The organism is Bryocella elongata (assembly GCF_900108185.1).
Lineage (GTDB): Bacteria > Acidobacteriota > Terriglobia > Terriglobales > Acidobacteriaceae > Granulicella > Granulicella elongata.
In genome coordinates this window covers 157769-169995 of record NZ_FNVA01000003.1, presented here as the reverse complement: position 1 = coordinate 169995, position 12227 = coordinate 157769, and the positions used below count along the sequence as shown (strand labels likewise).

Here is a 12227-nt window from a genome sequence, read left to right as displayed (position 1 = left end):
ACCTCATCTCTTCTTCGCCATCACCGCTCACGCTATAAGCAAAGCAAAAAGTGGGCACGATCCGGAGTAGGATCGTGCCCCTGCTGCAAAACATAGTCTCTTGCCGGCGGCGCTTACTTGCTGACGACGACGATCTTGAAGCCCTCAGGCTTGGCCGCGGGCTTGCCATTCGCGACCGTTACATAGTCCGTGGTCGGCAGGTAGATCTTGCCCGCTTCGGCATCAATACCCAGCGTCTTCGCTCCCACAGCCGTCTGCACCGTCTGGATCACCGCGAAGCTTCCACCCTTGTCGCCTGCCACCGTCAGCGAGCCGTCACGGCAGCTCGCAAACGCCTCGCCCTTGCCATAGGCCGTCGCATCCACGCCCGCGCCAATGTCCACCGAGCCTTCGATCTTGCCGTCCACCGTGCTCATCACCACCAGCTTCTGCGGTCCACGGCAGCCGATGAACAGCTTGTGCGCGGCACGGTCGATGCTCAGACCCACCGGCTTACCGCCAGGAGCGACCGGGTACTTCGCGATCACCTTCAGCGTCTTCAGATCGACCTTCGCGACCAGGTCCTTGTCCTCGAGGTTCACGAAGACCGTGTCGCCATCGGCCGCAAGAAACTCCGGCTTGCCGCCCAGCTTCACCACCTCGGGCTTGCCGGTCTTGAGATCCGCAGAAGGCTTGTAGACCAGCAGAGCTTCGCTGTCGCCGGCCGAGACCAGCACACGGTCCGCGGCCTCGTCGTAGATCACGCCATCGGCATCGGCCATCGCAGGAAGGCTGCCCAGTACAGCGTAGGTCTTCAGGTCGAACACCAGCAGACCGCCTTCGCCCTGGCCCTGCGTCGCGAAGCCGCGGTTCACACCGGGCACAATCGCGATGCCGTGCGCTCCCTTGATGCCGGGAATGTCGCCGAGGAGCTTGCCCGACTCGGAATCGATCACCTGCGCATGCGTGCCGCGCGGCACAAACAGCCGATGCCCCTTCGCATCGACGGTGATGTAGTCAAAGCCGCCCGCACCACCCACCGCAAACGTCTTCTCTACATGCCACGTGCTCTGTCCATGGGCGGCGAGAGCCGTCACCATCAAGAGCTGAACCGCACCACTCGCAACGCACGAGCGCATCTTCACTACGCACCTCCAGGATTTGCCGCCCTTGCATGGACGTGAAGGCAAGGTAGCACCCTGATCCTGAAGCCAGCCTGAAGACGCATTCACCGGTCTGCAATATTCGCGCTCCGGTTGCGTCCGAGCGCCTGAGACTGGGCATATGCCTGAGCGCACCGCCGCGATCTACCTGGCCATCGGGCCCGCGATGTTCCAGGGCGCACGCACGGCATCGCGCAGCGGTAACCTCACCGCTGCGTAAAGACCTTCAGAGAGCAGGCATCAAGTTGCCGGAGCGCTCAGCGCGCAGCGTGAACCGGGGAACCGAGCAGGTTCGACCGCACAAGCGCTTCGAGCGACTGCTGATCGGGAATCACCTGCTTGGGAACGGAGACCACTGCGGCCTGCATGTTCGCGCGCGATACAAAAACCGGACGGTCGCTCCGGGCAGGAGCCAGGGCACGCTGATCGACAGCGGCATGCTTGGCGCGCGGGTGATACTCGCGCCGAATCCGCGGCGGGAGCACAACCACAGAGGGCTCGGGCTTGGCGGCAATCGGCGCAGGGGCCACGACCAAAGGCGGAGCGAGAGCCAAAGGCTTCGCTTCGGCTGGCGCGGGGGTCTTCTTGGTCCGCTTCACTTTGGGCAAGGGGGAGGGGCTTTCCAGGCGTTGCACGATATCTCGAATCAGCTGAAGCTTGGCGATCTCCGCGTCAATCTTGTGCAGAGTAGGTTCAAAGTCCATGCCGACAGCATATGCCTACTTATCGACACTTGGACAGCCCCCTACAGTTTTCCCTCCGGGTTTTACGCCAGCAATCTTTCAGACCTTCCCGATTGCCGTACTGGAAATTCACCTGCCAACGCCTGCACAGCCCGAACAGCGCGTGCGGAACGGCGCCGATGGCTCCCGGCTGACCCAGAATGAGACACACCTCGGAGCTCCCTGCCTCCTCGCTTGCTCCCGGCTCTCCAGCGAAGGCTCGCCTCGCCCTCAGCGGGCCGCCCTCAGCCGTCCGCGCCCAGCCGATGAGCTATAACTCCAACCGCGGCCCGCTGTTACAGACCGGCGACACTCAACACCGCGAGGACCGACGTCACGCTCGCTCAGCCTGCCCTTTCCACGCAGCATCTTCAGAGTCGAGGTGTATGAAACAGCCAAAGCGATCTTCCCCGCTCCTCAATTTCGTAAGATGTTGCTGTCACCGCTCCAATCACCGCGCTGGCCACAGGACTTTGATCCTCCCATGATGAAAGCACTTAGCGTTGTTCCGGTACTGCTGATGTCAGTCCTTTCTCTTCCTGCCCTGGCCGCGCCCCCGTCCGGTCCGCTCACCCTGATGCCGGTCCCAGCACACGTGCAGCGTCAGGAGGGCGCACTTGTCCTCCGCTCGACCTTCCTCGTCGAGACCTCCGCCAACGCGAACGATCGCCTGCGCGATGCCATCGCGCGGGCAGTCACTCGCATCGATTCCCTCGCCGATCTGCGCCACGCAGGCACGGGCGTAACCCCCGCGACGCCGCTGCATGTAGAGATCGAACATCCCGCCGATGCTGTACAGGCAGTGGACGAGGACGAGAGCTACAAACTCGATGTCTCCGCCTCAGGCATTCGCATCACGGCGCCCAATGAACTCGGCGCGATGCACGCCCTCCAGACGCTCATCCAGTTAGTGCAACCGGCGGGTGACCACTACGAGATCTCCGCCGTCAGCATCCAGGATGCGCCTCGCTTCCCCTGGCGTGGTCTGCTCATCGATTGCGGCCGCCACTTCGAGCCCATCGACGTCCTCAAGCGCAACATCGATGCCCTCGCCGCCGTAAAGATGAACGTCTTCCACTGGCACCTCACCGAGGACCAGGGCTTCCGCATCGAGAGCGAGCTCTATCCCGAGCTGACCGCCAAGGGCTCCGATGGCCTCTTCTATACCCAGGAGCAGGCGCGCAACCTCGTCGCCTACGCCCGTGCTCGCGGCGTGCGCGTCGTGCCCGAGTTCGAGATGCCCGGCCACAGCAGCGCCTGGCTCGTCGCGTATCCCGAGCTCGCCAGCGGAACCGTCCCTGATGGCATCCGACGCGAGTTCGGTGTCAGCAACTACGCCATCGATCCCACGCGCGACGAGACCTACACCTTCATCGCTCGCTTCCTCGGCGAGATGGCCACCGTCTTCCCCGACGAGTACGTCCACATCGGTGGCGATGAGTCGCCCGCGACCGACTGGAAGACGAACCCGCGCATCCTGGCCTTCATGCGTGCTCATAACCTCAAGGACAACGCCGCGCTGCAGGCCTACTTCAACACCCGCGTGCTCGAGATCCTGAAGGGCCTGCACAAACACATGATCGGCTGGGATGAGGTCCTCACTCCCGGCCTTCCGAAGGACGTCGTCGTGCAGTCATGGCGCGGGAGCGAGTCGCTCGCAAAGGGAGCACAGCTTGGCTACCCGGGCATACTCTCCGCGCCGTATTACCTCGACCACATGGACCCCGCCGGCAAGGTCTACCTCGCCGACCCCGTTCCGTCCGACTCGTCCCTCACCCCAGCCGAGCGCGCCCGCGTGCTCGGTGGCGAGGTCACCATGTGGGGCGAGCACGTGAGCGCACGCAACATCGACTCCCGCATCTGGCCCCGCACCGCCGCCATCGCCGAGCGCCTCTGGTCGCCCGCTGAAGTCCGCGATGTGCCCGACATGTATCGCCGTCTCGGGCCCGTGTCGGTACAGCTTGAGGCACTTGGCCTCACGCATCTCACGTCGGAGGACGCTGGCCTTCGCGCCATGGCCCACAGCACGCAGATCGGCCCGCTCCGCACCTTCGCGCAGGCCTTCGCTCCCGTCAGCTTTGGCGAGCGCTACCATGTGCAGCGCACCGATCAGCTCACGCCGCTGGATGGCTTCGTCGATGCAGTCGTACCCGATCCACCTTCGCAGTATTGGCTGGAGAGCACGATGAAGCGCTTCCTCGCAGACCCACGCGCCGACGTTGCAGACCGCGATGCTCTGCTCGCGAAGTTTGCCGAGTGGAAGCAGTCCATCCCCGCCGTGCGCTTGCTGATGAAGACCTCGCCACAACTTGCAGCGATGAGCCAGCGCGCGGATGACCTTGAGCATGTGCTGAGCGATGCGGAGACGGCCGTACATCATCTCTCCCAGGGCACAGCCGTTTCTCCTGCATGGAAGCAGCAGGCTGTGGCTCGCCTTGAATCCTTCACGAAGCCCAGGCCCGAGACGCTGGTGCACTTCGTAGGAGCCGCCCCCTTGCGCTCACTCCTCGAAGCTGCTTCGAAGTAGCAGCGAAGGTCGCAGCGCACGCCGCGTTCGAATAACGAGCGCGGCGTGCGCTATCAGTGGCCTTCGGCTATCCTAGAAATGACATCAAGAGTTGGGCTGCATGCCCAACGCCAACCTGCTCCCGGGCAAGGTGGCGTCCCGCTCCGGGAGATGTGGCCGATCCGGCAAACCTCGGGTTCCAGCCGCGCGTCACCGAACGCTCCCAACGAGAAGTTAGCGAGCAGTTCTTGATGATTGACGAACGAAAGGCTTGGACCCAATCCATGCAGCAGCCCCAGCAATTTGCCAGCGATAACTACGCCGGAGTGTGTCCCGAAGCGTGGGCCGCGATGAACGAGGCCAACAGCGGCCATGAGCCCGCATACGGTGGCGATCAGTGGACCGCGCGCGCCTCGGAGGCGTTCCGCACCCTCTTCGAAACTCCCTGCGAGGTCTTCTTCGCCTTCAATGGCACCGCTGCCAACTCGCTCGCTCTGGCGTCACTCTGCCAGAGCTATCACAGCGTCATCTGCTCGGAGTCGGCCCACGTCGAGACCGACGAATGCGGCGCGCCGGAGTTCTTCTCCAATGGCTCCAAGCTCCTCGTCGCGCCTTCCTCCAACGGCAAGCTCACGCCCGAAGCCATCCGCTCCATCGCGCTCAAGCGCACCGACATCCACTACCCGAAGCCCCGCGCCGTCACCATCACGCAGCCCACGGAAACCGGCGAGCTGTATACCCTCGACGAGATCCATGCGATCTCCGCCGAGTGCCGCAGCCTCGGACTCAAGCTGCATATGGATGGCGCCCGCTTCGCCAACGCCTGCGCTTCGCTCGGCTGCTCCCCTGCGGAGATGACATGGAAGGCCGGCGTCGACGTGCTGTGCTTCGGCGGCACGAAGAACGGCATGGCCGTCGGCGAGGCCGTCATCTTCTTCGATACGAAGCTCGCTGAAGACTTCGACTATCGCTGCAAGCAGGCAGGCCAACTCGCCTCGAAGATGCGCTTCCTCGCCGCGCCCTGGGTCGCGATGCTGGAGAGTGGTGCCTGGCTTCGCCATGCCTCGCATGCCAACGCGTGCGCGCAGGACTTCGCGCATCGCGTCGAATCGCTCCCTGGTATCAAGCTCATGTTCAAGGCGCAGGCCAATGCAGTCTTCCTCACACTGCCTAGCGAGATCGCAGAAGGCCTCCGCGCGCGCGGTTGGCTGTTCTATACCTTCATCGGCGGCGGTGCCCGCTTCATGTTCGCGTGGGATAGCTCACCCGAGCGAGTGACCGCGCTGGTGGAAGACCTGCGCGCGTTGACGTCCTGACGGCCTCTGGTCCTCAACGACGAAGCGCTGCTCACTGGAGATGAGCAGCGCTTCCCTTGGACATCTCCCTTCAGGTGTGCATCTCAGGGCCGAAGGCCTGGGTAAGGTACCAGCGATAGGCCGAGGGCTGAAAGCCCGACATATCGACCACTGGCACATCATCAGGAAATCCGCTCTAGAAGCTGTACCGCAGCCCCACTTCAACGCGGCGTCCCGGGTTCGCCGCGTACGCTTGCCCGAAGTTCGGAGAGCCCAGCACCGAACCCACCGCCGAAGCGTTCAGATGGTTCAGCACGTTTGAGCTGCGAAGGTTCACCATCAGCGTCTGCGGATGATCGGCCTTCGTGTTCTTGGTCAGGTTGAACGTCCGCTGCAGGTTCGTGTCGAGGAAGAACGTCCACGGCATCTCACCCTTGTCGCGTGAAAGCGAACCCACGCCACCCGAAGCCACAAGCTCTCCCCATGGCGTGTTGTAGCCGCACGGGCTGGCCTTCGGATTCACCGAACAAAGCGGGGTGCCCGCGACCGCGTATTGCGGCCGATCGTTGAAGTCGCCATCGCCATTGTTGTCGAACCCGGTGGTCACGTTGTAAGCCTGCAGCCCTGTGCCGTTGTAGTTGGCGCTGAACTGGATCTTCTCCGGCAGGTGAACCGTGGCGTTGCCGAAGATCTGCCACAGCCCCTGGTTATCGCGCCGGGCATACTCGCCCGCGGTCACACCGGTGGTCTGCGGCGTGAAGTACTGGTTGTCGTCCGTGTTGTCGATGATGTCCACGCGCACCGCACCCGCAAAGAACTGCACCTTCTTCAGCGACTGGTTCGTGAGTCCCACAAAGACCACGTTGCCATAGCCTCGACCCGAGCTTTGCATCTGCAGGATGTTCAGGTTCGCTCCATAAGGCCGCGGCCCCGTGGGCAGGTCGTTCGTCGGCGAGTTGATGTTCTGCGTCCGCGCATAGTGCCACATCTGCGTGATGTAGTAATCGCCGCTGAGAGTGAACTTCTGCGGCAGCGTCTTGCTGAAGCCGAGGTTCTCCATCGACCAGTAGGTCTCTCGGAAACCCGGCTGCAGCGTCCGCACCGAGCGGATCACGCTGCCTGTGCTCAAAGGCTGGCACGTGGTGGGGTCGAACGCTCCCGCGCACGTCGGCGTATAAACCGTGTTCACGCTGCGGTCCGTGCCGTTGTAGAACACCATCGACTCCCATCCATGCGCTCCCCAGCGGCCTGCAAACATACCGGCATGGGCATGCAGGTTCCACGTCGCCTTCTTGTCCGGCGTATAGGAGAACCCGAAGCGCGGCTGCACCGCCGCCGTGATGGAAGGCTTCTCCTGCACGTAGTACCGCACACCCGACGAGAAATGAACGTTGGGCCGGATGTTCCAGTCGTCCTGCACGAACAACGCATTGCGGAACTGGAACACCTCCACGTACGGGCTGCCCGTCGTGTTGTTGAAGCTGGTCGGCGAACCATTCGCCGCGCCGTTCAGCGCGTTCACATACTGCTGGATTCCCGTCAGCGTCTGGCCGGTGGAGGTCGTCCCGCCGCCAAACGTGTAAACCCCGTTGAAGTTCGTCGGCGAATACGTGTTGAGGTGCACGAACTCCGGTTGAATGCCCACCTTGATCAGGTGGTTCTTCGTCTGGATGATGATGTCGTCGATGATCGATGACCAGATCTCGTGCTCATGCGCCGCTCCCAGCGCCGATCCTCCGCCCGTGAACGCTCCCGCAACCGAAACCTGCGGGGCCGTCGAGTTGGGCGCGTAGGTATACCCGTCCCACTCCATGCCGATCCGGCCCTCGTGCATGATCTTCGGCGAGATCGTCGTCACCAGCGCCAGGTGCAAGTTCTCGTCATACTGGCTGTTGTCGTAGCCGTTCTCCGGCAGATTCGTTCCGCCCACGTTGAAGTTCGGCCGATCGTTGCTCCAGTGGTCGAAGCTCGCAATCAGCGTGTTCTTCTCGCCCAGCTGCCAGTCCGTCTTCAGGTTGCCGATGAACATGTGCTGCGGAGCCGCTACCGTCTGCAGAATCGGAGTCTGCACTCCCGCGGCGTTCACGCCAACAGCGTTCACCACGGCAGCGTTCGAGATGTCGCGATGCTCCAGCGACGTAAAGAAGTCCGAACCCTTCTTCCGGATCGGCCCCGTCAGCTCGAATCCATACCGCTGCTTGCCCAGCGAAGCGGGAGCCGTCGAGAAAGGATCGCGCGCATTCATAAAAGAGCTGGAGTTCGTCATGAACAGCGCCCCGTGAAAGGTCGACTGCCCCGGCTTCGTATAGATCTCAATGCGTCCGCCGCCGAACGGCGGGTTGCGGTACTCCGCCGAGAACAGGTCCGGATTCACCTTGATGTACGCGATCGACGACTTCGGCGGAAGATGCGTTCCGCCCTCACCATTGTCGAAGCCATCCACGGCTACGGTCGCCGCTGAGGGCGATCCACCGGACGCCGCCGAAAGTTGCTGCAGCTCCCGCAACAGGTCGTCCGGATCATCCGCCAGCGTCGAAAGCTGCTTGCTGGTGATGGTCTTCGAGGCGCCCGTCGATGTCGCAGAGGGCTGCTCAATCTCCTCGGCGTCGGTGGAAACATCGACGGTGGTCTTCACATCCCCCGGCTGCAGGGTCAGGTTCAACTCCGCCGGGCGCGGCGTCGTCACGGCCATGTCCAGCACGGCGAAGCTGTCGGCCGTCACATGCAACGTATGCTTCCCGGGCGCAACGCAAGGGAAGCGGTAACGGCCGTCCGAGCCGGAGGTGACAGCCTTGCCGCCATCCACCTGCACCGATGCCCCGGGGATAATCGCCAGGGTCGTATCGCGCACCAGGCCCGCGAGCGGCGCGCCCGTGGCACACGCGGTCTGCGCAGCGGCTGAATGCAGAACGCAGGGAAGTGTCATCGCCGCAATCATGGCGGCGGCGCAGGAAAGTCGCATGGGGTCCTCGGGAGATAGCCGCTGCCGAAAGCTGCGGCAGGCTACTCGCTATAACGTTGCTGCGATGGAGCGCGGATGCAAAATCTTGGCGCAGGAGTCAGGCAAACAGAACTTCAGGTCGTGAACAGAGGTACGCACACCATCCGGAGATGGTTCCCTGCGACTCGGATGTGCAGCAGATCCCTGCGGAAATCACATTAGGAGAGAGCGGCCCCCGCTCAATCTCCGGGAGCCAGCGATTTCTCCGGCGCGGCCTTGACCTTTGCCAGCCCACCTGGCCACCAGTTCCAGTCGCCCGCGACGCACAGCAGCGCCGGCCCAATCACCATCCGCACCAGCGTCGCGTCGATCAGCACCGCGACCGCCAGCGTGAACCCGATCATCTTCACCACCAGGAAGTTGCCGAAGGTAAACGCCGCGAAGACCACGATCATGATCGCCGCCGCGCTCGTAATCAGCCCCGCTGTACGAGCCAGAGCCTCGGGAATAGCCTCATCCTCGCTCAGCCCGCTGCGCCGGGCCTCCAGCACCCGCGCCACCAGGAAGACCTCGTAGTCCATGCTCAGCCCGAAGGTGATCGCAAACGTCACGATCGGCACAAGCGGAAAGACGCTCCCCGTCCCACCCGGCACCCCCAGCATCCCACTGCCAAACCCCTTCTGAAAAACCAATACCAGCGCCCCAAACGACGCGGCCACCGAGAGCAGGTTCAGCAGGATCGCCTTTATCGCTGCGAAGATCGAGCGGAAGCCCGCCAGGAGTGCCAGCAGCGTCCCGGCCACCACCAGCTCCATCACCGGAAGGAAACGCTTCTCAATGATCGTCTGATAGTCGCCGTTCAGCGCGGGGATTCCCCCGATCAGCAGCGTGGTTCCGGGTACTCCGGTCAGCGCCTCGCCGCCCGACCTCCGCACCTCGCGCACCCAGTCCACCTGCTCCCGCAGAGTGACCGAAGTCTTCGGCAGCACCTCGATCAGCGCAGCGTGACCATCGCTGCTGAGAAACGTCCGCCGCGTGTCGCGGGAGACATCGGTCAGGAAACTCCGGTCACCGCCCGCAACCGTCGTCAGCGAGATCACCCGCTCACTCCGAGGATCGCTCGCCAGCGTCTTGCTGGCCTTGTCGATCGCGGCCCAGCCTGCATCGCTCTCGGAGATCGACTCGTGAGCCTGGCTCGGCAACTCTACGATGACGCGCATCGACTGCACGATGCCCGCCCGATCCATCTGCTCCAGCGTGTGCAGCGCGTGCACGGACTCGGCCGCCTTCGGCAGCCAGTCGCCCTTCGGCAGGCTCGTGTCGAGCTTGGTAGCCTGCCACGCCAGCGCCAGCATCGGAAGCCCGGCAAAGAGCATCGCCAGCCACGGATGCGCCACAATGCCCCGGCCCCAGCTCCGCCACTTTTTGCCCACGCGCTCCGAAGCGCACTCATCCAGCTTCGGCTTGAACGGCAGGCGGCATAAATCGATGCGTCGGCCCAGGAGCGCAAGCACGGCGGGCACTAACGTGTTGGCGAGCAGTACGCTCGTCGCGGCCACGAGACATCCCGCGACGCCGATGGAGCGAATCTCGCTGATGGGCACGGTGAGCAGCGCAACGAAGCCAATCGCCACGGTCGAAGCCGAAATCAGCAGCGTGCGCCCCGCGCGCCGCGCGGCAATGGCCGCCGCCGTGGGCCCGTCGTTGCCTGCCGCGACAGCCTCTCGGAAGCGGCTCACCATGAGCAATGTGTAGTCGATGCCCAGCCCCAGCCCCAGCATCGTGGCCAGGTTCTGCACCAGGATGGAGAGGTGAAAGCGCGCGGCCAGAAGGGAAGCAATCGCCAGCGTCGTCGCAATGGCGAGCTGTCCCACGGCCAGCGGAATCAGCGCGGCGACCAGGCTGCCGAAGGCCAGCAGCAGCAGCGCCAGTGTCGCCGGGATCACCAGGCTTTCGCTGCGTTGCACCTCATCCGCGCTGGCCTTGCGGATGTCGAAGTTCAGCGGGATCTCGCCGGTCAGCTCCAGGCTGATCTTCGGGTAGCGTGGCCGGAGCTGGTTCGCCAGCGAACGCGACTGCGCGGAGATCGCAGGCACCAGGTTCTCGACCGGGCCATCCGGCGACGCGAGTCCCAGCACCACGTAGGTCCCGCCCCCTTTGCCCAGGAAGATGGAGTCATGCAGGTCGAGGTACGAGACGATGCCGGAGACGCCCGGCTGGTCCTTCAAGCCGTTCACGATGGCCGTCAGCGCCTGTGCGCCTTCATCGGTATCGGCGGCCGGCAGCCCCTGGACGACCACCACCACCTGGTCTACGAACGGCGAGCGAAAGCGTGTCTTCAGCTCCTGCACGACGGTCTGGGCATCGCTCCCTTCCACGCGCGTGGCGGTCTCGAGATGACGCTCAGAGTGGAAGGAAAACGGGAGCAGCGCGAGGACGCCCGCGAAGACGGCGCCGGCGGCCCAGATGCGTCGCGATGGCTTGAAACTCATGATGGTCGACAAGGGGGTCGCACGTTCAAGGTCTGAGACGGCGACCGGATTGGTACAAGACTACAGAGGGCGAATCGCGTTCGCGACGGGCAACCGAAGCGGGCCCTCACGCTTCGTATCGTCGTCAGGATACACCGTGTTGCGCCTCACGCTTTGAGCTCATGCAGGTCTGCTACATTGTGGAAACCGCGCGGCGGTTCAGGAGGCAGCATCCTACAGTTTGTGACAACCGCGATGAACCCCAACACGACCAGAACCTCGATCCTCAGCCTCGCCATCGGCGCGTTCCTCGGCCTGCTTACGGCGTCCCCGGCCTTCGCAGCTGATCCTCGCATCGGCGCATGGACGCTGGTCTCTGCCGATTCGACGCTCACGCCTCCCGACAAGCTCACCATCGTCTCCACGAAAGAGATGGTGCACGTCATCATGACCGGCGAGACGCATCTCGACTTCACCACCCAGGCCAACGGGAAGCAGTCACCCGTCGCCGCCAATCCCGCCTTCGATCAGGTCCAGCTTCACCGCATCAACAGGAAGCAGGTCGAGGTCATCGAAAAGAAGAACGGCACGGTCGTTTCGACGATTCGCAATGGCCTGTCGAAGGATGGCAGCGAGTTGACACTGACCACCTCGCGCCCCGGGCATCCCGACCAGATCTCGGTCTGGACGCGCGCGAAGGCCGCGAAACAGGCTCCCGATCCCTTCGCCGGAGACTGGACTCAGGATGTAAGCAAGACCCGCATGCGGCAGGGCATGACCCTGACGATCTCCGCCGTAGGCGGGGATGGTGTGCACTTCGAAGGCGACTACAGCTACACCGCGCACTTCGACGGCAAGCCGTACGACCTCAGAAACTCGCGCAACGACACCGTGCAGCTGGCGCAACCCGACGCACACACCGTGGACGCGACCTATCGCCGCGATCAACAGCCTACGCAGAAAGACCGCTGGGCAGTAACGCCGGACGGAAGGACCATGACGGTTACGAGCACGGGTTCGCTCGAGACCGGTCAGCACTTCACGGAGAAGCTTGTCTTTCAGAAGAAGTAGCGATCACAGAAGAAGTAGCGCCAGTGCTGCAATCGATCAGGCGTCCTAATGCAAAGAGCCCACCGCTGCGGTGGGCTCT

General features: G+C 63.5%; 7 protein-coding genes and 1 riboswitch. Of the genes, 3 read left to right on the top strand and 4 right to left on the bottom strand.

The window, feature by feature from the left end; all coding sequences use genetic code 11:
* Window positions 1-113: 113 nt before the first annotated feature.
* Both C4S68_RS09930 and C4S68_RS09925 read right to left on the bottom strand, forming a co-directional pair.
* A complete protein-coding gene (locus C4S68_RS09930; RefSeq protein ID WP_327333572.1) occupies window positions 114-1118 on the bottom strand; it encodes a YncE family protein in 1005 nt (334 codons plus the stop codon).
* A 281-nt stretch (window positions 1119-1399) separates the two neighbouring features.
* The gene (locus C4S68_RS09925) at window positions 1400-1846 is read right to left on the bottom strand and encodes a flagellar biosynthesis protein FlhF (RefSeq protein WP_103932914.1); all 447 of its coding nucleotides are present in this window, start codon (window positions 1844-1846) and stop codon (window positions 1400-1402) included.
* A gap of 502 nt (window positions 1847-2348) precedes the next feature.
* Here C4S68_RS09925 and C4S68_RS09920 point away from each other — a divergent pair.
* Both C4S68_RS09920 and C4S68_RS09915 read left to right on the top strand, forming a co-directional pair.
* Complete coding sequence (locus tag C4S68_RS09920) at window positions 2349-4391, top strand: beta-N-acetylhexosaminidase (protein ID WP_103932913.1); 2043 nt, start codon at window positions 2349-2351, stop codon at window positions 4389-4391.
* 76 nt (window positions 4392-4467) lie between these two features.
* A riboswitch (SAM-I-IV-variant riboswitch) is annotated at window positions 4468-4573 on the top strand.
* Window positions 4574-4621: 48 nt separating this feature from the next.
* Window positions 4622-5686 (top strand): threonine aldolase family protein, encoded by a 1065-nt coding sequence (locus tag C4S68_RS09915; RefSeq protein ID WP_235011492.1) that lies wholly within the window; start codon window positions 4622-4624, stop codon window positions 5684-5686.
* A 175-nt stretch (window positions 5687-5861) separates the two neighbouring features.
* On the opposite strand, the gene C4S68_RS09910 is transcribed toward C4S68_RS09915, so the two are convergent.
* Together C4S68_RS09910 and C4S68_RS09905 are read right to left on the bottom strand one after the other, a co-directional pair.
* Window positions 5862-8627, bottom strand: a complete 2766-nt coding sequence (locus C4S68_RS09910) for a TonB-dependent receptor (RefSeq protein ID WP_103932912.1) — start codon at window positions 8625-8627, stop codon at window positions 5862-5864.
* Window positions 8628-8845: 218 nt separating this feature from the next.
* On the bottom strand, window positions 8846-11098 hold the full coding sequence (locus C4S68_RS09905; RefSeq protein WP_146072100.1) for an MMPL family transporter: 2253 nt from the start codon (window positions 11096-11098) through the stop codon (window positions 8846-8848).
* 222 nt (window positions 11099-11320) lie between these two features.
* On the opposite strand from C4S68_RS09905, the gene C4S68_RS09900 reads away from it, so the two are divergent.
* Window positions 11321-12148 (top strand): hypothetical protein, encoded by an 828-nt coding sequence (locus tag C4S68_RS09900; RefSeq protein ID WP_146072099.1) that lies wholly within the window; start codon window positions 11321-11323, stop codon window positions 12146-12148.
* Window positions 12149-12227: the final 79 nt, after the last annotated feature.

Bases quoted from the DNA above. Each gene is read 5' to 3' on its own strand.
- C4S68_RS09930 (WP_327333572.1), bottom strand. From the start codon at position 1,118: ATGCGCTCGTGCGTTGCGAGTGGTGCGGTTCAGCTCTTGATGGTGACG.
- C4S68_RS09925 (WP_103932914.1), bottom strand. From the start codon at position 1,846: ATGGACTTTGAACCTACTCTGCACAAGATTGACGCGGAGATCGCCAAG.
- C4S68_RS09920 (WP_103932913.1), top strand. From the start codon at position 2,349: ATGATGAAAGCACTTAGCGTTGTTCCGGTACTGCTGATGTCAGTCCTT.
- C4S68_RS09915 (WP_235011492.1), top strand. From the start codon at position 4,622: ATGATTGACGAACGAAAGGCTTGGACCCAATCCATGCAGCAGCCCCAG.
- C4S68_RS09910 (WP_103932912.1), bottom strand. From the start codon at position 8,627: ATGCGACTTTCCTGCGCCGCCGCCATGATTGCGGCGATGACACTTCCC.
- C4S68_RS09905 (WP_146072100.1), bottom strand. From the start codon at position 11,098: ATGAGTTTCAAGCCATCGCGACGCATCTGGGCCGCCGGCGCCGTCTTC.